General features: G+C 41.2%; 24 protein-coding genes. All 24 read right to left on the bottom strand.

Annotated elements, in window-relative coordinates; genetic code table 11:
- The 24 genes from DFR59_RS00460 to fliF all read right to left on the bottom strand — a co-directional run bounded on the left by DFR59_RS00460 (position 1) and on the right by fliF (position 21540).
- Positions 1–1107 (bottom strand): protein-glutamate methylesterase/protein-glutamine glutaminase, encoded by a 1107-nt coding sequence (locus DFR59_RS00460; RefSeq protein WP_114743661.1) that lies wholly within the window; start codon positions 1105–1107, stop codon positions 1–3.
- The gene (locus tag DFR59_RS00465) at positions 1104–1988 is read right to left on the bottom strand and encodes a MinD/ParA family protein (RefSeq protein ID WP_114743662.1); all 885 of its coding nucleotides are present in this window, start codon (positions 1986–1988) and stop codon (positions 1104–1106) included. Before DFR59_RS00465 ends, DFR59_RS00460 begins: the two co-directional genes overlap by 4 nt.
- Positions 1985–3130, bottom strand: a complete 1146-nt coding sequence (flhF, locus tag DFR59_RS00470; protein ID WP_114743663.1) for a flagellar biosynthesis GTPase FlhF — start codon at positions 3128–3130, stop codon at positions 1985–1987. The genes DFR59_RS00465 and flhF overlap by 4 nt, the downstream gene beginning before the upstream one ends.
- The gene (gene flhA, locus DFR59_RS00475) at positions 3127–5163 is read right to left on the bottom strand and encodes a flagellar biosynthesis protein FlhA (RefSeq protein WP_114743664.1); all 2037 of its coding nucleotides are present in this window, start codon (positions 5161–5163) and stop codon (positions 3127–3129) included. Before flhA ends, flhF begins: the two co-directional genes overlap by 4 nt.
- A 35-nt stretch (positions 5164–5198) precedes the next feature.
- Entirely contained in the window at positions 5199–6281 is a 1083-nt protein-coding gene (gene flhB / locus DFR59_RS00480; protein ID WP_114743665.1) for a flagellar biosynthesis protein FlhB, read from the bottom strand.
- Entirely contained in the window at positions 6278–7057 is a 780-nt protein-coding gene (gene fliR, locus DFR59_RS00485) for a flagellar biosynthetic protein FliR (protein ID WP_114743666.1), read from the bottom strand. The genes flhB and fliR overlap by 4 nt, the downstream gene beginning before the upstream one ends.
- Before the next feature lie 4 nt (positions 7058–7061).
- Entirely contained in the window at positions 7062–7331 is a 270-nt protein-coding gene (fliQ, locus tag DFR59_RS00490; protein ID WP_114743667.1) for a flagellar biosynthesis protein FliQ, read from the bottom strand.
- Between the two features lie 17 nt (positions 7332–7348).
- Positions 7349–8014, bottom strand: a complete 666-nt coding sequence (gene fliP, locus DFR59_RS00495; RefSeq protein WP_114743668.1) for a flagellar type III secretion system pore protein FliP — start codon at positions 8012–8014, stop codon at positions 7349–7351.
- Positions 8015–8680, bottom strand: coding sequence for a flagellar biosynthetic protein FliO (locus DFR59_RS00500; protein ID WP_114743669.1), 666 nt, complete (start codon positions 8678–8680; stop codon positions 8015–8017).
- Positions 8681–8783: 103 nt separating this feature from the next.
- On the bottom strand, positions 8784–9146 hold the full coding sequence (gene cheY / locus DFR59_RS00505) for a chemotaxis protein CheY (protein ID WP_114743670.1): 363 nt from the start codon (positions 9144–9146) through the stop codon (positions 8784–8786).
- A gap of 23 nt (positions 9147–9169) precedes the next feature.
- Positions 9170–10405: a flagellar motor switch phosphatase FliY gene (gene fliY / locus DFR59_RS00510; RefSeq protein ID WP_114743671.1), complete on the bottom strand. Its 1236-nt coding sequence runs from the start codon at positions 10403–10405 to the stop codon at positions 9170–9172.
- Complete coding sequence (gene fliM / locus DFR59_RS00515; RefSeq protein WP_114743672.1) at positions 10395–11393, bottom strand: flagellar motor switch protein FliM; 999 nt, start codon at positions 11391–11393, stop codon at positions 10395–10397. Before fliM ends, fliY begins: the two co-directional genes overlap by 11 nt.
- A gap of 44 nt (positions 11394–11437) precedes the next feature.
- On the bottom strand, positions 11438–11866 hold the full coding sequence (gene fliL, locus DFR59_RS00520) for a flagellar basal body-associated protein FliL (protein ID WP_114743673.1): 429 nt from the start codon (positions 11864–11866) through the stop codon (positions 11438–11440).
- The gene (locus tag DFR59_RS00525; protein WP_114743674.1) at positions 11853–12074 is read right to left on the bottom strand and encodes a flagellar FlbD family protein; all 222 of its coding nucleotides are present in this window, start codon (positions 12072–12074) and stop codon (positions 11853–11855) included. The genes fliL and DFR59_RS00525 overlap by 14 nt, the downstream gene beginning before the upstream one ends.
- Positions 12075–12123: 49 nt before the next feature.
- Positions 12124–13326: a flagellar hook protein FlgE gene (locus DFR59_RS00530; RefSeq protein ID WP_114743675.1), complete on the bottom strand. Its 1203-nt coding sequence runs from the start codon at positions 13324–13326 to the stop codon at positions 12124–12126.
- Between the two features lie 72 nt (positions 13327–13398).
- A complete protein-coding gene (locus tag DFR59_RS00535; RefSeq protein ID WP_114743676.1) occupies positions 13399–13791 on the bottom strand; it encodes a TIGR02530 family flagellar biosynthesis protein in 393 nt (130 codons plus the stop codon).
- Positions 13792–13806: 15 nt separating this feature from the next.
- Positions 13807–14442, bottom strand: coding sequence for a flagellar hook assembly protein FlgD (gene flgD / locus DFR59_RS00540; protein WP_114743677.1), 636 nt, complete (start codon positions 14440–14442; stop codon positions 13807–13809).
- 9 nt (positions 14443–14451) lie between these two features.
- On the bottom strand, positions 14452–15741 hold the full coding sequence (locus tag DFR59_RS00545; protein ID WP_114743678.1) for a flagellar hook-length control protein FliK: 1290 nt from the start codon (positions 15739–15741) through the stop codon (positions 14452–14454).
- 29 nt (positions 15742–15770) lie between these two features.
- On the bottom strand, positions 15771–16376 hold the full coding sequence (locus tag DFR59_RS00550) for a MotE family protein (RefSeq protein WP_114743679.1): 606 nt from the start codon (positions 16374–16376) through the stop codon (positions 15771–15773).
- A gap of 5 nt (positions 16377–16381) precedes the next feature.
- Positions 16382–16831: a flagellar export protein FliJ gene (gene fliJ / locus DFR59_RS00555; protein ID WP_114743680.1), complete on the bottom strand. Its 450-nt coding sequence runs from the start codon at positions 16829–16831 to the stop codon at positions 16382–16384.
- A complete protein-coding gene (fliI, locus tag DFR59_RS00560) occupies positions 16828–18153 on the bottom strand; it encodes a flagellar protein export ATPase FliI (protein ID WP_114743681.1) in 1326 nt (441 codons plus the stop codon). Before fliI ends, fliJ begins: the two co-directional genes overlap by 4 nt.
- A complete protein-coding gene (gene fliH / locus DFR59_RS00565; protein ID WP_158538281.1) occupies positions 18150–18929 on the bottom strand; it encodes a flagellar assembly protein FliH in 780 nt (259 codons plus the stop codon). Before fliH ends, fliI begins: the two co-directional genes overlap by 4 nt.
- The gene (fliG, locus tag DFR59_RS00570) at positions 18922–19932 is read right to left on the bottom strand and encodes a flagellar motor switch protein FliG (RefSeq protein WP_425454679.1); all 1011 of its coding nucleotides are present in this window, start codon (positions 19930–19932) and stop codon (positions 18922–18924) included. Before fliG ends, fliH begins: the two co-directional genes overlap by 8 nt.
- A gap of 12 nt (positions 19933–19944) precedes the next feature.
- Entirely contained in the window at positions 19945–21540 is a 1596-nt protein-coding gene (gene fliF / locus DFR59_RS00575; RefSeq protein WP_114743684.1) for a flagellar basal-body MS-ring/collar protein FliF, read from the bottom strand.
- Positions 21541–21591: the final 51 nt, after the last annotated feature.

A 21591-nucleotide genomic window follows, 5' to 3' on the forward strand; every position in this document is an offset into this window, starting at 1 on the left:
CTATGGCATATACTTCATAACCGAATAAGCAATCTGGCCGAGATCTTCTACATCATCAACCAAGTTGGTTCCGATTGCGGCTTTTGGCATTCCAAATACGATGCAAGTATTTTGGGACTCTGCAATCGCTCTGGAATTACCATTTTCTTTTAATTTTACCAAACCTTTCGCTCCATCAGAACCCATTCCTGTCATAATGACACAAATTTTGTCGTAATCGGGAATTTCACTGACTGATTCGAGCATTACATCTACAGAAGGGCGATGTCCGCTGCGAGGCGGTTCTTCGCTTAAATGGACGGCAAGGCTTGTACCGACCCTTCTTGCGTTTAAATGGAATCCACCCGGGGCAATATACGCAACACCCTGTTTGATGATCTCTCCATCTTCAGCTTCTTTGACAGAAATATCACAGAGTTGATTCAGTCTTGCCGCCAATGATTTAGTAAATCCCGCCGGCATATGCTGGACAACCAATATCGGCGCCTTAATATCTGCCGGGAAGTGGGACAATACTTCCTGGAGCGCCCTTGGTCCCCCGGTGGATGTACCGATGCAGATTAATTTTGGACTATTAAGGTTCCATTTTGCCTGCTGTATATTGGATGCCTTTTTGTGTATAATCCGATGCGCTGAAGCAGGCATCTCTGCTTGAATTTCTATTTTCCTTTTTTCAACAGGTTTATATTTCAGTTTGGAAACAGGAACCCTGCTCGCTGAATGCACCTTTTGAAGCAGCTCATCCTTAATTTTGTGCAAATCAAGCGAAATCGTCCCGGAGGGCTTTGCAACAAAATCCACTGCACCGTTTTCCATAGCCTCCATGGTCTGATTTGTCCCATGTTCCGTCAGGCTTGAAAGCATGACAACAGGTGTAGGGATCTCATCCATGATACGCTTCAATGCATCAAGGCCATTTAAAATCGGCATTTCGACATCAAGAGTAATAACGTCCGGACGAAGCTTTTTGGCTTTTTGAAGAGCATCCTCACCGTTGCGGGCAAAACCTGCAACGGTAATGGCAGGGTCTTCATCTAAAAAATTTATGATTAATTTCCGCATAAAGGCCGAATCATCTACTACAAGAACACTGATCGTTTGATTCATAGATTTCCCTGCCTTTCAAACAATAGATGTTTTAGTTTTGATAGAAAGCCAGCTTTTTGCATTGTGTTTTGCCCGGCACCTTCCCCGGACAAATAATTCTGAACAATCACATTAAAAGATTGAGCAGCTTTAGAAAGAGGAAACTCAACTGTAAATGGCCTCTGATTAAGAACGCTTTTTTTGACAAGTGAATCTTCAGGCAGCATGCCCAAAGGACGTACATCCACTTTAAGGAACTTTTCAGCAGCCAGCCTCAATCTCTTAATAGTCTCCCGTCCTTCTGATTCTGTTTCCACACGATTGCAGATGATCGAAAAATGAAGCCCGGAATCTTTCTGAGTCATGAATTTGATCATGGAGTATGCATCCGTAACCGAAGTCGGCTCCGGGGTAGTCACAACAATGATGTCATCAACTGATAGAAGGAACTGGAGGGACATATTTGTTGCTCCTGCCCCCATATCAAAAAGAATGTAGTTATATTCCTTCTGAAGGAGTTCCATGGCCTTCAATAATTTACTTAATGCATTCTGATCCATTTCAAAAAAGCTGGACAATCCATTTCCTCCAGAAATACACGTGAAATTATCGGCAGCTCTGACTTTTACATCCTCAATATCAATGTCGTCAGACAGCATATAATCAACAATGCTTCGTTCTGAAGAAGTTCCAAGGAGCAGATGGATGTTTCCCATTCCTATATCCATATCCACCAGGAGGACTTTATGCCCCTGCTTGGCCAGCTTCAATCCGAAATTGACAGAAATGTTCGATTTCCCAACACCGCCCTTGCCGCTCACGATGGCAATGGTTTTGGCAGACTTCCCTGTCTCTTCTGTCTTCATCATTCTCTCTCTTAATCTTGCAGCTTGATCGTTCATGGCCGATTACCTTCTATCACATAATCAATAATCCTAATTGGATCTGCCTCAACGATATCATCCGGGACATCTTGCCCCATTGTTAAATAGGCCCCTCCGATTTCATATTTTTTAATCAAATTAATCATCATTCCATATGAGGAGGTTTCGTCAAGCTTCGTGAAAATGAATTTGTCTATTGGAATCGTCTTGAATTGATTGATCATATTTTCCAAGTCCCGTTGTTTAGCCGTCATCGTCAAGACTAGGAACGTTTCCATCTCTGAATCAAAGTCAATTACCTCGCGCAGTTCTTTCACATATTTTTCATCTTGATAATTTCTGCCTGCAGTATCAATAAAAATGAGATCATAATCCTTGAATTTTTCAACTGCCTGTTTAAAATCAGCAAGCTTATATACAACTTCAACAGGGACGTTCAGTAAATTTCCATACGTTTTTAGTTGTTCGATTGCCGCTATCCGGTACGTATCTGTCGTGATGAACGCAATCTTTTTTTTATTGTTCAAAACAGCGTTTGCGGCTATTTTGGCAAGAGTGGTTGTTTTTCCTACACCTGTCGGGCCAATGACATTAATGAATTTTTTCGTATAGCTGATCCCTCCAAACTCAACAGATGAGATCTCTTCCATCAATTTCACTTTTGTCCATTCAATTATCCGTTCCCTTGTGACCGCATCCTTTGTCTCCCGCCAGTTGTGAAGCAGGGAATCCCCTAATTTAGAAACAATTTCCCCTTCTATTTCCTGTGTATATAATTGGCTCAGGATGATTCTAATATCTTCCGGGTATTGATTTATTTCAGGCATGCTTTGACTGGAGAGCTTTAAGATCATATTCTTTAATTCTTCCATTTCCTTTTCCATGATACTTGTCTTTTCAGGAGTCGGCTGGATTGCCTGGTCTGCTTTCTTCGGTCGACGTTCAACCTTCTCTAATCTCCCTTTGGCTTCGATCGGAGTCGTTGCTGTATTAGGATCGACGGCAGCGATGACTTCAATATTCTTTTTTTTGAAGAGCCCCAGGAATCCACCGCTATAAACAAGCTTTGAATTTAAAATAACCGCTTCGTCGCCTAAATCCAAACGAACTTTGTTCATGGCTTCATTCATGGAAGGAGCAATATATTTTTTTACTTTCACTCAACATTCACCACCCCTACACTCTGTACTTCCACATTCGCTTCTAATTCATTATAGGATAGAATTGGAACTTGAGGAAAATATCTTTCAGTCATTTGTCGAACATACATCCTCACAGCCGGAGAACAAAGAATGATGGCGGACTGTTCCATAAGCGAAAGCTGTTCAATTTGATTCGCAATGGATTCAAGGATCCTTTGGGAGTCGTTGGGATCTAGGGATAAATAATTCCCATGCTCCGTCTGCTGGACCCCTTCTGCAATCATTTTCTCGATTCTTCCTGATAATGTAATCACTTTCAATTGGGATCCCTGATCAGCATATTGTGAAGTAATTTGCCTTGCGAGGGACTGCCTCACATATTCCGTTAATAGATCAGTGTCCGAACTCATTCTTCCGTAATCAGCCAGCGTCTCAAAAATGACTGGCAGATTACGAATCGATACATTTTCTTTAAGTAATTTCGCCAATACCTTTTGGACTTCTCCAATGGATAACGGAGATGGCGTCACTTCTTCCACAAGGATCGGATAGCTTTCCTTGAGGTGATCAATCAGCTGCTTTGTCTCCTGTCTTCCGAGCAGGTCATGAGCGTGTGAGCGGATTGTTTCCGTTATATGCGTGGATACAACTGAAGGAGGATCAACAACTGTGTAGCCGAATATCTCTGCCTGTTCCTTCGTTTCTTCTGTAATCCATTTTGCAGGGAGTCCAAAAGATGGTTCAAAAGTATCGATTCCTTCAATTGCATCATCATCCCCACCAGGGCTCATTGCTAGATAATGATCCAAAAGGAGCTCTCCTCTCGCCAGTTCGTTCCCTTTGATCTTTAAACGATATTCATTTGGCTGGAGTTGGATATTGTCCCTGATTCGCACCACAGGGATTACAAGTCCTAATTCAAGCGCCAGCTGCCTTCTGATCATTACGATTCGATCCAGTAGATCTCCGCCTTGATTTGCATCTGCCAATGGAATCAAACCATAGCCAAACTCAAATTCAATCGGATCGACATTCAATAGACTCACGACACTTTCAGGACTTTTCATCTCATCCTTTTCAATTTCTTCCTCATTGATCAGTTCTTCTGACGGATCAATTTTTGGTACTCTTGAGAGCATCAATCCACCGATGGCTAAACCCGCTGCAACCGGTATGGTCAAAATATCATTGATCGGCGTTGCGATTCCAAGTAAAAAGATTGTTCCTGCGGCAATATAAAGCATCTTCGGATAGGCCATGAGCTGTGAAACGATATCAGATCCTAAGTTCCCGTCTGAAGCCGCTCTTGTGACCACGATTCCAGTAGCCGTGGAAATCAGCAGTGCAGGGACTTGAGAAACAATCCCATCCCCTACAGTCATTAATGAATAATGGGTGGCTGCATCTGCAATCCCCAGTCCTTGCTGGGTCATTCCGATGATGATCCCGAATATGAGGTTTATGATAACAATGATGATTCCAGCAATGGCGTCACCTTTAACAAATTTGCTGGCACCATCCATTGCCCCATAAAAGTCAGCTTCTCTTCCGACTTTTTCCCTGCGCTGTCTTGCATCGTGCTCTGAAATCATCCCTGCATTCAAATCTGCATCAATGCTCATCTGCTTTCCTGGCATTGCATCAAGGGTAAAGCGTGCAGCAACCTCAGAGACACGCTCCGCCCCTTTTGTTATGACCACAAATTGAATGATGATCAAGATTAGGAATACAACTAGTCCGACTAGTACATTCCCTCCGACCACAAACGTTCCAAATGTTTCGACAACGCCGCCTGCTTCACCTTTACTTAGAATAGACCTCGTTGTCGAAACATTCAGCCCTAATCGAAAAAGGGTAAGAAGGAGCAGCAATGATGGAAAAATGGAGAACTGCAATGGCTCCTGCATATTCATGGAAGTAAGCAGCACAAGTAATGCGAGAGAAATATTGATAATGATTAAAACGCTCAACATCCACGTTGGCAGCGGGATAATTAACATGGCAACAATCAGGATGACACTGAGCAATACGGAAATATCTCTTGCTGACATTTATTTTCTCTCCTTACTTAAGAACAACTAGGTTGCTAGATTTTATTTTTGATTCTATATACATAGGCTAATATTTCTGCAACAGCTTTAAAGAAATCCTCCGGTACTGCCTGGCCGATTTCAGCCTGGTCGTATAGAGCTCTTGCAAGTGGACGATTTTCAACAGTGATCACTTCATTTTCTTTCGCGATCAATTTTATTTTCTGTGCCATGAAATCAACGCCTTTTGCAATAACATACGGTGCATCCATTTTTGATTCATCATATTTCAATGCAATGGCATAGTGCGTTGGGTTTGTGATGACGACATCTGCCTGCGGAACTTCCTGCATCATTCTTCTCATCGCCATTTCACGCTGCCGTTGTTTGATTTTTGATTTGATGAGGGGGTCGCCCTCGGAGTTTTTATGCTCGTCCTTGATATCCTGTTTCGACATCCTTATGCTTTTTTCAAAATCATATTTTTGATAGAGATAATCCAATATTGATAAAAAAAGCAGTGCAATGGAAGCTGCAATCCCCATCTGGATCGCTAATGAACCCATTGTTTTTGCGATGTCTCCTGTTGATTTAAAAGATAAACCAAGCACGACATCGATCTTTGACCATAAAACAAAAAAAGTCACTGCTCCTACAAATGATATCTTTAGGATGGATTTAAAAAGTTCAACGATTGCCCTTATTGAAAAGATCCTCTTGAATCCTTTAATCGGATCAAGTTTTTCCAATTTCGGCATGAGCGGTTCTGAAGTGAACATGATTCCAACTTGGGCATAATTGGCTGCAACGCCCGCCAATAATGCAACAAGCATCACCGGCCCCAGCAAGAACGCTGTTTCTTTTAGGACTTCAAGCATGACAACTTTAATATTGCTTTCCGTTAAATCCATCAGCATATATGTTTGAAAGGAATGGGTAAACAGATGATACACGTTCTTCGCAATGTAGGATGAACCAAACAGCAGAAATGAAAATACAGCAAGCATGATGACCGATGTACTGACATCTTGACTCTTTGCCGTTTGTCCTTTTTTCTTTGCATCTTCCCTTTTCTTCGGTGTAGCCTTTTCAGTCTTTTCACCTGAAAAGAATTGAAGGTCGAGCATCAATTGCTTCATTTTGAACCACCCACCAGTTCCATTACGTTTCTCATGGTATTCAACATCGTTCCGAACAGGCCTTCAACAACGGTCATCATGACTCCGAAGACTATGATCAGGACGATGAAGCTGACCCCGATTTTAATCGGAAAACCGACCACAAAAATATTCAGCTGCGGGACAGTCCTGGCCACGATGCCTAAGGCTGTATCTACAAGGAACAAACAGGCAACGATCGGAATGGACATTTGAAAGGCAATGACAAACATTGAACCAAAAGCACGGATCATATATTCGACCAAATGACTGCTCCCAAAATTAAGCCAAGGCTGATCAATCGGTATGAATTGGTAGCTGTAATAAATTCCGTCGAGAATCAGATGATGGCCATCAAGCGTCAGCAGCAGCAATAGTGAAAACGTATATAGATATTGTCCCATCAGTGGACTTTGCGCCCCTGTCTGTGGATCAATGACATTTGCGATTGCGAAGCCCATCTGAAAATCGATGAATCCCCCGGCAATCTGAATAGCAGCCATCATCATGTAGGCAGCAAACCCGATAAGCAAGCCGACCAATGCTTCCTTCATGATAAGCAGTATATAAAGCCCATTGATTTCAAGTGCCGGTGCATCGACGGTATAGTACATGATCCAGGCAAGAAAGAAAGCTAGTCCAATTCGATGCTGAGCAGGTATGGTCCTATAGGAAAACAGCGGCATTGTCACAAAAAAAGTCGAGACCCTGACGAATACTAGTAAAAAAACGGATATCTTAGGAAGCAATTGATCCATTCTGCTATCCTACGAATCTATTTAAATTAGTGAATATTTCTGTTGCATAGGATAAAAGATGGCTTAGCATCCAAGGGCCAAAAAAAACGACTCCTATGAGTACCGCAACGATCTTTGGAATAAACGCCAATGTCTGTTCCTGAATTTGTGTGGTGGCCTGAAATATACTGACAATCAGACCGACTGCCAATGCCAATAGAAGGAGTGGACCTGTAACGATCAGGGTAGTATAGATCCCTCTTTCTGCAATGGAAATGACCATTTCTTCATTCATGATGATTCACCCATTTCTCAAAAACTCTCTAACAGCGATTTAACGACTAAGTACCAGCCGTCGACTAAAACAAACAAAAGGATTTTAAACGGCAATGAAATCATGACCGGAGGAAGCATCATCATCCCCATCGACATGAGGACGCTTGCCACAACCATATCGATCACTAAAAATGGGATAAAAATCATGAAACCTATTTGGAACGCCGTTTTGATTTCACTGATGGCATATGCAGGAACCAATGTTGTCAATGGTATATCCTGAATGGTTTTCGGCTGTTTGGCATGTGAATAGTCAAGAAACAACTGAAGATCCTTTTGCCTTGTATGTTCGCTCATGAACTCTTTAAATGGCACAGAGGCTTTATCGTACGCTTCTTCCAGATTGATTTTCCCATCAAACAAAGGTGTCAATGCCTGCTCATTAACCTGGCTGAAGGTCGGAGCCATAATAAAAAAAGTCAGGAATAAGGCAAGCCCTACAAGCACCTGATTCGGCGGCATCTGCTGAGTGGCAAGGGACGTCCTGACAAAGGATAAAACGATGATGATCCTTGTAAAACAAGTCATCAAAATCAAAATGCTCGGAGCCAAAGAAAGAACAGTCAATACTAATAGTAGCTTGACAGCAGTTGAAACATCATCAGGTGCGCTGCTATTGAAATATTGCATGAAATCATTCATTTATTCCTGCTCCTTTTTATCCATTTCATCCAGAACTTTCTTTCGCCCTTTCCTTAACTCCATCATTTGCTCTTTCAGCATGAGCTGAAATGAAGAATTCGGCTGACTCTCTGATTCGTTCTTTTTTGTGAAAGTAGTAATCCATTTTGTAACGAAATCTACCGGCTGTGTTCTGCCTTCGCTTCTTTCATTGAAATGCGCCATCATTTCTTCAAATTCTTTTTTTGAATCAATATCCTTTAATAACTGGATATTCTCACCCACACCAAGGATTAAAATCCGGCCATTCACTTTCACCAATTGAACCGAACGATTCCCTCCGAGAGAAGTTCCCCCAAGGTTCTCTACCATCTTGGATTGCTGAAAATTCTTGCTTCGCTTATTGATAAACTTCAATAATCCATATAAAAGTGCAATGACAAACAATAATGCGAAAATCATTTTAATGAAATCCCAGATGGTAATCATCGGTGAAGAAGATTCAGAAGCCGGTTCTTCTTTTTTGGTCATGCTTTTCTCATCTTTTCCTGAGCTGCTTCCGCAATCTTTTCCAATACAATCTTTTACTGTTTGATGTGAAATTTCCGCAAATGCATATTGCTCACCTGCTTGAGCGGAAAATAGAAATATGAATAGAACAATTGCGATCTTTGCTATTTTCGCCAATGGTGCGACACCTTCTTTAATTCTGACTCTTTCGGTCTGCAGACAAAGCCAAATGGATTTAATTTAAATCTCATTCAGGACATTTGTCTGCATTCCTTTTTATTTATGCCAATGTTTTTTGAATTGCCTCGATGACTCTGTCTGCTTGGAAAGGCTTTACAATAAAATCCTTTGCCCCTGCCTGGATCGCGTCAATAACCATCGCCTGCTGGCCCATGGCTGAACACATGATAATTTTTGCATTTCCGTCGATTTTTTTGATTTCCTTCAAAGCAGTGATTCCATCCATTTCAGGCATAGTAATATCCATAGTGACTAAATCAGGTTTTAGCTCTTTGTATTTTTCAACTGCCTGTGAACCATCAGCTGCTTCAGCTACTACTTCAAAGCCATTCTTAGTCAAAATATCCTTTACCATCATTCTCATAAATGCTGCATCATCAACGATTAATATACGGTTACCCATCAAAAACTACCTCCATAGACTCTCTATTTTAATTTTTGTATACGATCTCTCTGGCTTACAATATCTGTAATTCTCACACCGAAGTTTTCATCAATTACAACGACTTCCCCTTTAGCAATGAGTCTGCTGTTGACAAGAATATCTACAGGTTCACCGGCCAGCTTATCAAGCTCGATGATCGAACCGGAAGTCAATTCCAAAATGTCTTTGACAGAACGGTTAGTTCTTCCCAATTCAACAGTCACCTGAAGAGGGATATCCATCAGCATGTTAAGGTTCTTAGGTTCCTGGGTACTGAATGGCGCTTGTTCAAAATTAGAAAACATCGCTGGCTGTACATTCGGCATCGCCTGCGCTCCTGAAGCGTATCCTCCAAAGTGCTGCGGCTGGCCGCTTGGCTGGTTATATTCTTGATAATTTTGATAGCCGGCAGGCGGCGCTTGCATATTCCCATGTTGAGATGGAGCTTGATAAGGAGGCTCTTGATAAGACTGATTGGATGTCTGCTGAACAGGCTCGCTTGAAGGCTGACTCATATGCATTTCCACAGCAGGTTCTGGAGCAGACGGTGCAGGATTCATCAATTCATCTACAAGGCTTTTGGCAAACTCCAGCGGCAGGAGCTGCATGATACTGGAATCTATTAAACTGCCAATTTTTAAACGGAACGAAATCTTTGTGAGCAATGCTTGTTCAGGCAGAGTATCTGTCCCCTGGCCGCTCTCGATATTTAATAAATCGATTGTCGGAGGAGAAATATCCACTTTCTTGCTGAAGACAGTGGACATGGAAGTAGCAGCTGAACCCATCATTTGATTCATGGCTTCCTGCACTGCGCTTAGTTGAATATCCCCCATTAACTCATCAGGACTTGTCCCATCTCCACCGAGCATTAAGTCAGCAATAATAGCAGCATCCGACTGTTTAATGACAAGAAGATTTGTACCAGAAAAACCTTCAGTATATTCCACTTCAATAGCAACATATGGATGCGGGAACTCTTCCGCCAGCCTGCTTTTCTCGATGACTGAAACGGTAGGTGTAGTGATTTCAACCTTTTGATTCAATAATGTTGATAAGGCAGTTGCTGAACTGCCAAATGAGATATTTCCAATTTCGCCTAAAGCATCTTTCTCCATGGAAGTAAGATAGTCTTCGTCGTTTAATGGTTTTTCTTCAGGTACTTCTTCTTCTGTATCTGCTGTCCCCCGAAGAAGCGCATCAATTTCATCTTGTGAAAGCATGTCATCACTCATCATCTTCTTCTCCCCCCTTCAAGGTGTCTAATATCTGTACAGCCAGTTTTTTATTCATTTTGCCAGGCTGGGCAGTGAATTTAGGGCTTGTTCCTATTTTGATCGTCAGAGGTTCATCGATTTTTTGCTGAAGCTCAATAATATCTCCAACACCAAGCATTAAAAAATCCTCTACTGTGATGCCTGCATCTCCGAGTTCCGCCACAACAGGTACAATTGCATCTTTCAGGCGATTTTCAATCCTCTCAACTTCCCCAGGCTTTCTTTCTTTCTTTTGATTCTGCATCCAATAATGAACAGAAAGCTTTGGAATGATGGGTTCAAGAACAACGTGCGGAATACAGATATTAATCATTCCACTGGTGTCGCCTATTGTGGTGTTCATGGAAATAACGACTACCGTTTCATTCGGGGAAACCATTTGCAAAAATTGAGGATTCACTTCAAATTCAGAAAGAATCGGATCAATTTGGGTGACATTTCCCCAAGCTTCCTGGTAATTTTCAAATGCTTTTTCGAATAGGTTGGTCATGATTTTTGTTTCAATCTCAGTAAGGTTTTCTACTTTATTGACGCTTCCTCCAGCACCGCCCATGACACGGTCGATCATCGCATAGGCTATGTTTGGATTCACTTCCATTAATATGTGTCCATCGAGTGGAGGAACATCAAAAACATTTAAAATGGTCATTTTCGGAATCGACCGGATAAATTCTTCATATGGAATCTGGTCTGTCGATGCAACGGTGATCTGCACGAAATTTCTTAACTGGGCTGAAAACATCGTGGTTAATAATCTAGCGAAATTTTCATGGATACGAGTTAAGCTTCGAATCTGATCTTTCGAAAAACGCAGAGCCCTTTTAAAATCATAGACTCTTACTTTTCTTTCTTCCTCTTCTTTTTTCAGTTCATCCGCATCCATTTCTCCAGTGGAAAGCGCAGATAACAGAGCATCAATTTCGTTCTGGGAGAGGACATCTCCTGCCATTCTGTTCACCTCCTTAATGTGTCAGTGGTATCATGCTGAAAAAATTATTGAATGATATAGGAGGTGATGTACACTTTTTGTATTTTGCCTTCCTGCATCAATGAGTTGGTTCGATTTCTTATCATTTCCTGAAGCTTTACTTTCCCTGTTTTTCCATCCAGATCTTTTGATTGCATTTCCGAAAGTTCCTCAATCAGAATGTTTTTGATTTGGAAATCCCTCTTTTGAAGTTCTTCCTTGGCTTTCTTGCTGTCAGTCTGCATTTTCAGAGAGATTTTCACATACTTATCATCTTTTAGATTGGTTGTAACTTCTGGTATATCCACTGACATTTCAATAATATCGTCAATGGTAGGCTCTTGGTTGGGATCATTGGCTGAAACCTTCCAAATGACCACTACAGCAACGGCTCCAACCAGCGTGATGGAAATCAATAGAACCAGCATAATGGTGAGTAATCTATTCTTCATCATTCATTCCCTCCAAATCATATTTTCCAAGGAGATTAATCGATTGATAAAACTGCAGGATGAACATTCTCACCTGTTCCACTGATTCTGTGACGACATATTTTTTGCCATTAGTCAGCGTGATTGTTGTGTCAGGAAAGGCTTCGACTGTTTCTATGTAAAGTGCATTCAAAACAAATGTTTTTCCATTGAGCCTGGATACGTTAATCAATTTATGTATCAGGACTGGACGTCATCCAGCCCTGTTTCCCCCCTTGCCATTATCGTTTAAGATTGACTAATTCCTGAAGGATTTCATCGGAAGTCGTAATAATGCGTGTATTTGCCTGGAATCCGCGCTGCGCAACAATCATCTCAGTGAACTCTTCAGATAAATCTACGTTTGACATTTCCAGCGACCCCGATGCAATGTTTCCTCTTCCTTCACCTGGAATATTGATATTCGCTGTACCTGAGTTGATGGACTCCTGGAACGTATTGTTTCCTGTTTTAGAAAGCCCTGAAGGATTGCTGAATTTTGCCAAGGCAAGGACTCCTAATGTTTTGACAAGTCCGTTAGAGTAGACCCCATTTATTTCGCCACCGGCACCGATATTGAAGCTTTCCAAGGAACCTTCGAGGTTGCCGTTAGGGTTCGCCATTGCTGCAATTGATTCGTTGTTTCCTTTTACTAAATTGGTCAAATTGAAACTGATATTATCATTTGCATCAGACAACCCTAGTGAGGTATTAAGGTCAAGAGTTCCAGAAGTGCTGTATTTATTTGTACTAGAATTATAATTGATTGTAATATCTTGAGACTTAGGTGCTGTGCCTTCGTTACTTGTAAAAGTTGCTTTCCAAGTAGATCCATTGGGCTCAAATTTAACATCTAATGTATGCTCTTTTCCTTTTGTATCTACTATCTTTATCTGCTGTACTGCTCCTGCAGTTCCTGAAGTGAATGGGAAACTAAGGTCTGGAAGACTTCCTTCAAGATCAATATTCTTGGTTGATACTGCCGGCAATGCAGCATTTACGTTTACAGTGATGTCTTTCAACACTCCATTGCTATATTGCTGTACTTTCAAACCATCCCCATTTACTAGGGTTCCATTGTCATCCAAATAGAGATTCCCTGCACGTGTGTAAAATTGTGCGTTTCCTTGTTTCACGACAAAGTAGCCGTCGCCATTGATGGCTAAATCAAGTGGCCGTCCTGTTGTCTGGAGACTGGCTTGTGTAGTGATTGTGTCTACTGAAGCCAATGTTCCTCCCAGACCTACCTGCATAGGGTTGATTCCCCCGCGGTTATTTTGGGCTGCGCTTGCCCCTGAGATTGTCTGGTTCATCGTGTCTTTGAATGTAACGCGTCCTTTTTTGAAGCCATACGTATTCACGTTGGCAATGTTATTCCCAATTACGTCAAGTTTTGTTTGGAAGTTTTTTAATCCACTGATTCCAGAATACATTGAACGAAGCATTATTCGTTTCCCCTTTCGTATTCAGCTGCTTCTATCATTCCGCAGCTATAGGCTTCCTTTTGAAGGTCCGGCCTATTTATCTATTAATATAGTTCCATTGATATTAGTGAAAATCTGCGATTGTGCTTCCTGTCTAGTCATGGCTGTAATAACTGTTTTATTTTTTGCACTGACAATCAGTGCTGCATTCGGCAGGATCACAAGTGAATCCGTGACGCCTTTTTGCTTTGCCTCCTGAACCTTTTGGTTGATTTCTCTCCATTGATTCGTTGGGATTTCGATGCCTCTCATCTGCAGCCTTTGTCCAGCATGCTTGCTGATGGTCAATTCGTTCTTATGTGAATCGATCATGGTTTGAAGCTGCTGTTTAAACATCCCATTTGAAGGCATCTGCTGTTTAGGCAGTCTGTTTACAGTTGACGTAATGGGCTGTGATGGAAGACCCTGAATGAACTTCCGGTCCATACAACCACTCCTTCATTATTCAATACTGGTAATATTCTTTGCTTCGATTAGCTTACCGTCCTGATCGGTGATCATCAATTTACCATCTTTAAGAGAAACGGCTTTGACGATGGTTGAAACCTGATTGTCTCCATCCATCCAACTTACTTTTTTCCCGATTAAATAGCTTGCCTGAATCAAAGGGTTTTCTTTTTCAGAAGGATCCACGACCTCTGAAATATTAGCAGGACTTAGAATGGTTCCATCGCTCAAAATGATATCCACCGTATCTTCTTTAAATTGAATGGACTTAACCAATCCTGTTCCCTCTGTAACAACCGGTTCTTGAGTTTGATCTTCTGGCTGTGAAACCTTGTGCCAATGAACTTCCCTTCCTACGAACTGATTAAAGGAGATCAATTGGTTTTGTTGTTCTGTCTTTACAAACTGTTCGATGGACTTATTCATATTGGTCATTTGTTCAAGACTGGAAAAAGTTGCCATTTGTGCAATGAAATCTTTATCCTGCATCGGGTTCATCGGATCTTGATTTTGCAGCTGTGTCATAAGGATCTTTAAGAAGTCGTCTTTCCCTAAAACACCGCTGGAATTCTTTCTGGGATCGTTTTGATTGTTTGTCAGAAATAAATTCGAATTGATTGAGTTTGTCATTTTGCCCACCTATATATTAGTGTTGAAAAGCAATTCCTGTAATTCTTCAGCAAATTCCAATCCACTCTCCGGCTTTTGCTGATCAGTTCCTGATTGATCTTCTCGCCTGTGCTGCTGATGCTGCTGTGGATTCTGTTGTTTATCGAATTTCTGCTGTTCGGTAGAATTCGTATAGATATCGATTTTATCCACTTGAATATGCTGTTGGCTGAAGGCATTTTTTAAACTGGAAAGGCTGCCTTCAAGAAGATCTTTAGCTGCATTGGTTGAAGCTAAAAGCTTTGCTGTGATGACTCCATCTTTCTGCAGTAATTCAATCCTCAATGACCCCAATTGTTCAGGGTAAAGTTTTATAAGCAATTTATTGCCATTTGGTAATGGACTTACCTGTGATTTAGCTAGAATGTCGCTGAATTGCTTCACAAAGGATTCAAAATTAGGCGCTTTAGCATCCTTGTTTGTAAAGATAGCGAATTGCTCTTGTATTGTCATATTCAACTGAACAGGATTAGCTTCAGCTGTTTCGGTGTGGGTCCCTTCCGAAATTGAACTTTGTGTTGACTGCGGTTTTTCACCCTTTGTCTGGCTCACTGCTAAAACTCGTGAAAATGCAGTAGTTATTATCTCTTTTTGTTTCAATTTCGGCATATCACTTTGCAAACCGTTAATTGTGTCTTTAATCTGTTTTAAACTGTCTTTCAGGTTGATGGCTTTTTTGATTCCCTGTGAATCTAAATCTGTTGCCATTAGTTGGGCTTCCAATGATTTCCCTGCCTTAAGGATCATTACGATATCATCTTTTGGAAGCTGTTTAAATGCTTCTTTGGATAACTGAGATAATTGGGAAATTAAATTCATGAGCATGTCCATCGGATCTTGCTTTTTCCCCTTATCAACCGGAGTTGAATTGCCTGGTGTTAATTCTTTTAATTTGTCTGAAATGCTCTTTAAAACATTTATCAGCTTATCTTTTGTTATACCAAGTATTTTTGCGATCCCTTGCAAGGTGATTCCCTCATTTTCCTGAACCGATGCGTGTGACAGATCATTTGATACATTCAATGGCAAAGTTGTGCTTTGGTTCAAAATTTCCAGCAACTCTTTTAAAGCATCCATCGTGTCCATCGCATCTTTATTATAGTCTTCACTCTTGGTGGCGGATGCATCCTTTCCCAAAGTACTTTGATATACCGCACCAAGCAGATTTTTAAAATTCCCTGAAGGGATTTCGGACTTCCTATTAACAGATGGGGAGCTCTTTCCTGCAGCACTCGATGGCATAGTTCCAGCCACGTTCATTTTTTCACCTCCTTTCAAAATGTAAGGTATCAATTTGTTTGAAGTGCTGAAAGCTTCTCCGTATACTTAGCTGCATTTGCAGGAGGCATTTGCTCCAATATCTGTGCCAAAGATTCATTGCTTATTTGCGATAGGATGTGAACAGCTTCATCATCTTTCATTTTCAAAATGATTGGAGCAGCGCTTTTTGGTGACATCGTTTCATATGTATGGACGATTTCTTTAAACGCTTTTTTATTATCATCTTGAATCTGCTTCAGTTCTCCAATTTCCTGCTGCAGCCTTTCCTGCTCCAGCAGAAGCTTGTCCTTTTCATCCGCCTGGGCTTCAATTTTATTGGAAAGCTGATCAATTTGACCTTCTTTATCCTTGATTACTGCCTCTAGACTTGTCATTTTACTCTCATATTCTTTTATCGCAGTATTTGAATCCTTATTCAGCATGCCACTGATGAAAGGAATGTGTTCACCAATCTGCTTGCCTTTTTCGAACACATTCACACCGGCAAATGTCAAAACGATAAGCGCAATGGTGATGGCAAATAGTACAGGGATGAAGATGACCATTACAAACCATTGAAATTTGTTGTTTTTTTCCCGTTTATCCTCTAATCCTTTTTCAAGAGTTTTGCTCATCCTCTTCACCTAGTTCCATTGCGAAAGGAAAATTGCATCGTGGAGATCTCATCCAATTGTTTGGATTCAGTGTGATTCATCCACTCCTTGTACTGGATAAGGTCCCTTTCGCGTATTTTTTCGTATTTTTTCACTTCTACATTTCGATCCTGCAGGAGCTGTTCATTCCAATTCATTCGATTCCTCGCATTAATAACAAGCTCTTGATAATAAGAGATGGTCTTCTCAATATTCGTGAGGAACTGCTGATTATGGCGGATCTCTTGGATAGATAATCCCCTTTCCAGCTGGTCTGATTGAAAAGTCTGCAAATCTTCCTTCTTTTTTAAAAGCTGATACAAATGATCCGCGACTTCCCTGAATTTTTTTACAGAATCCTGATAGACTGTCTGGGCTTCATCTTTTTCCCGTTCTTTTACAGTCAATAATTTAGAGAACTTAAATTGATAGCTCAAGTCCAGTCACCTTCTCTTGCCAGTCTAATCAATGATTGAATCGCTTGCTCTTTTGTAATAGAGTCATCCGTTTTTTGTTTCAGGAATGATATGATCCTAGGGTAATAGTCAATGGCTTCGTCAATCTCTTTTGAGGAACCCTTTTTGTAGGCTCCAATATTAATTAAATCCTCAGAGTTAAGATAAATGCTTAGGAGCTCCCTAATTCTTTCAGCTGCCTCTTTATGCTCTTGTCCTGCAAGATGATTCATCAGCCTGCTGACACTTTTCAAAATATTAATGGCTGGAAACTGTCCTTTATTTGCTAAATCCCTGTCTAGGACCAGATGGCCATCTAATATTCCACGCACTGTATCTGCAATGGGTTCATTCATATCATCACCGTCTACCAGAACAGTGTAAAACGCAGTAATGGACCCAAATTCATTTGTCCCTGTCCGTTCAAGCAATTTTGGGAGGATGGCAAATACAGAAGGTGTGTATCCCCTTGTGGCAGGTGGTTCACCTACAGCGAGCCCTACTTCCCTTTGTGCCATCGCAACCCTAGTAACCGAGTCCATCATGAACATAACATTGAGTCCCTTGTCCCTGAAATATTCCGCCACAGCGGTCGCAGTGAATGCACCCTTGATTCTCATTAACGCCGGCTGATCAGATGTTGCACATATGACCACGGATTTTTTCAATCCTTCAGGCCCCAGGTCTCGCTCGATGAATTCCCTTACTTCCCTCCCACGCTCACCTATCAATGCAATGACATTGATGTCTGCATTGGTATTGCGTGCGATCATTCCAAGCAATGTGCTTTTTCCAACACCACTCCCGGCAAATATTCCGATTCTCTGGCCTTTCCCAACTGTCAGCAGACTATCGATCGGCCTTACCCCAACCTCTAACGATTCATCAATCGGCGGCCTCTTTAAAGGGTTGGGAGGGGATTGATCTGTTGGAATCGATGCGAGTCCTTTTGGCAATATACTGCCATCCATCGGTTGGCCTAGTGAATCTATGACACTTCCAATCAGCTCATTGCCCATTTTAATTTCCAAAGGCCGGCCAGATGCTTCGACTATGGATCCTGGTGAGATGTCATTGATATCTGAATAAGGCATCAAAATGACACTTTCCTCTTTGAAACCAACCACTTCTGCTTGAATTTTTCTTTCTTTATGATTGGAAACAACCTGAATCCAACATACATCACCAATAGAGCAATCAGGTCCCTGCGATTCAATCATCAGTCCGACAACACGCTTGACCCTGCCATATCGTTTCAATGAATTGAGTGATGGAATTCTTGTGATCAGTTCTGAGGCTTTCAATTTACATCACCTTCGAGAATATTCAGCAGCTGGCGCTTAATTTCAATTAATTGACTGTCAATGCCCGCATCGACTCTTCCATTCTGAGATTCTATGTAGCAGCTGTTTTCAGGCAAATCTTCATCAGGGTAGATATAGCAATTCACATCAAAAGGAAAGAGAGTCTCGAGGTCCTCTTTCTGACCCATCAGCAAATCATACTTCAATGGATGTACGTGTATCTGAACCTCTTTGAATTCCTTGACTTCTTTCAATGCTTTCTTAACGACTCCAATAAAAGTATCCGGATGCTCCGTCAGTTCTTTATTCAGTATTTTCTCTGCGATTTTCACTCCTAATTCAAGGATGACTTTTTCTGCAGATTCAAGATAGTTTGAAAATTCAACCTTAGAAAGATCCACTACTTCTCTCGCCTTTTGGATATACCCGCTAAACTCCTGCATGGCTTGAATCCTTCCATCCTGAAATCCGGATTCAAATCCCTCTTTTTTTGCCTGTTCAATCCATGCTGCTTTTTCCATCTCAAATTGGTCTCTTTCAAGCTGGAAAGACTCTCTCAATTCCTTCAATTCCTTTTCGGCATTCAGTCGAATGGATTCAGCCTCTTCTTTAGCAGCATTGATGATCGCTTCTCTCTCTTTTCCCTCAGATTTTTCCATTAACTGGTTAGATTCGAACTCAGCTGCATACTCGCTAACAATCTGCTTTAATCCGATTACTTTTGTTTGGGAAATTTCTTGTCCACTTTTCCAACTGGATTTTATGATCCTAGACAATGATATCGTCTCCTCCACCACGAGCGATGATTATTTCTCCAACTTCTTCTAGCCTGCGGATGACAGATACGATTCTTGACTGGGCCTCTTCTACTTCCCTCAAGCGAACAGGGCCCATATATTCCATTTCCTCTTTAAAAGTCTCCACCATACGTGTAGACATGTTGCGGAACACAATTTGTTTGACTTCTTCACTCGATACTTTAAGTGACAGAAGAAGGTCTTCATTATCACAGTCCCGAATGACTCGCTGAATGGAGCGATTATCAAGAGTAACAATATCTTCAAATACGAACATGCGCTTCTTGATTTCTTCGGCCAATTCCGGATCTTGGATTTCCAAAGAATCCAAAATTGTTTTTTCTGTGGTACGGTCGACACCCGTAAGCACTTCCACAAGAGCTTCAATCCCACCCGTTTGCGTGTAATCCTGAGTGACAGTCGCTGAAAGCTTTCTTTCCAGTATCGCTTCTATTTCATTGATTACTTCCGGTGAAGTGCTATCCATCAACGCAATTCTTTTTGCTATGTCTGCCTGTGCCTCCTGCGGCAATTCGGACAAGATCAGTCCTGCAGCTTGAGGTTCTAGATAAGAAAGAATGAGTGCGATAGTTTGCGGATGTTCATTTTGAATAAAATTAAGAATTTGGGCAGGGTCTGCTTTTCTGGCAAAATCAAACGGCCTCACCTGCAGGGAAGAGGTCAATCGATTAATGATTGCCGTTGCCTGTTCCTGGCCAAGGGCTTTCTCCAATACGGTTTTGGCATAACCAATGCCCCCTTGTGAGATATAATCCTGTGCAACAGCGATGCTGTGAAATTCTTCAAGGATATCTTCTTTTTCAAGGGAATCTACTTTTTTGACACTTGATATTTCCAAAGTCAATCTTTCTATCTCTTCTTCTGTCAAATGCTTATAAACTGAAGCTGATACATCTGGTCCAAGGGATATCAGGAGGACGGCTGCTTTTTGCTTCCCTGACAGTTCTTTTTCTTTTCTCATCACGTCCTCCTCCTAATCTTCTGCAAGCCACGTTCTCAATAGCTTTGCAAACTCCTCTGGCTTATCTTTCGCCATTTTTTCAAGCTGTTTTCTTTTTACGGATGATTCTGTTTCTTTCTCTTGGTTAACATCCGGAACGAACACTGGTTCATATGTCTCTAATTCTTCCTGAGAAACTTCCTCTACAGTTTTCTTTCTTGATCGGAATAAGAATACAAATAGCAATACGATTATAGCCAAAAGGATACCGCCTACCACGTAGGTCCACCAAGGAAGAATAGATTTCGTATTTTGATCCATTTTCACTTTTCCGTTAAATGGTTGAACAGAGACCACTACTTTATTTTGTATATCACTGTCAGCAAGCTGGGTGCCGGAATCTTTATTGATGGTAGTCCGGACGATTGTTGATAATATTTGCTTAATATCATTGATTCGATCTTGCGGAAGAGAATTCGGATCTTTCGGATTCGGCGGCTCTACCATAACTTGGATACCAAGGTCTCTAACTTTATATGGGCTTTCTACAATTTCTTTTCTGACTTTATTGACTTCATTATTGATTGTTTCTTCCTTGCGTTCGTAATCTCCATTCCCTTTATTGGTCTGAACATAAGAAGAACCAAGCGAATCAGCGGGATCCTGTCCTTGTGGGACTCCCCCTGCATTTGAACCATCTCCTGAGAATGTCTCTGTGATTCTTTTCGCGCTGATTTCAATGCCTTTCATATTTTCCTGGTCAACTGGAGAAACAAGGTTTTCTTCTCTATTTTCTTGGGTAAAGTCAATATCAGTAGAAACAGAGACGACGACTTTATCAAAGCCCATCAAAGTCCCGAGCATATTTTGGACTTGTCTTTGGATGTCCCTCTCAATCTGTTTCTTAACGTTCAACTGCTGTGCTACGTCTGAGCCTAACGAAGAATTATTTTGATTTTCGAGTTCGAAGTACTCAAAATATTGGTTCATGATGACGATATTATCAGTAGGTAGATTAGGGACACTTTTAGAAACCAAATGATAAAGTGACATAATTTGCTTTTGATCCATTTGAAAACCAATGTCTGTATTTAATACAATCGAAGCAGACGCTTCCTCTTTTGAATCAGATACAAAGATTCCTTTTTCAGGAAGAGTGATCATAACCTTTGCATCATTTACCCCATCAATGCCTTTAATTAAGTCGGCAAGCTCTGTTTGCATTGCGTCCAGTTTCATAACATTGAATTCGTTGTCTGTCATACCGAACCCGGCATTTTTACTGAAGAAAGAGTAGTCAATGCTTCCTGATTTCGGCAGCCCCTCGGAAGCAAGCTGAATCTTTAAATTATCTACTTCCTCAGAAGGAACTTTTATAGTTGTTCCCCCATCTGCCAGTTCCGTTTTTATCCCTTTGCCGTCCAGGTTTTCTTTGATGCTCCCAGCTTCAGATGGTGTTAGATTGCTGTATAGCGGCACCATCGTCACCCTTGTTGCGAAATATCCTACAATCGCAAAAATAAGAATCAACATAATAAGGGAAGCAAAGAAAAGTGTTTTTTGCTTCTTAGAACGGCTAGTCCAAAAAGTCTTTATTTGTTTTGAATATTTTTGTAATGTTTCATTCATTGTTATCCCCCGGTTATTCTAAAGATTTCTTATACGAGTTCATAACCGCGG

It is taken from the genome of Falsibacillus pallidus (genome assembly GCF_003350505.1).
Lineage (GTDB): Bacteria > Bacillota > Bacilli > Bacillales > DSM-25281 > Falsibacillus > Falsibacillus pallidus.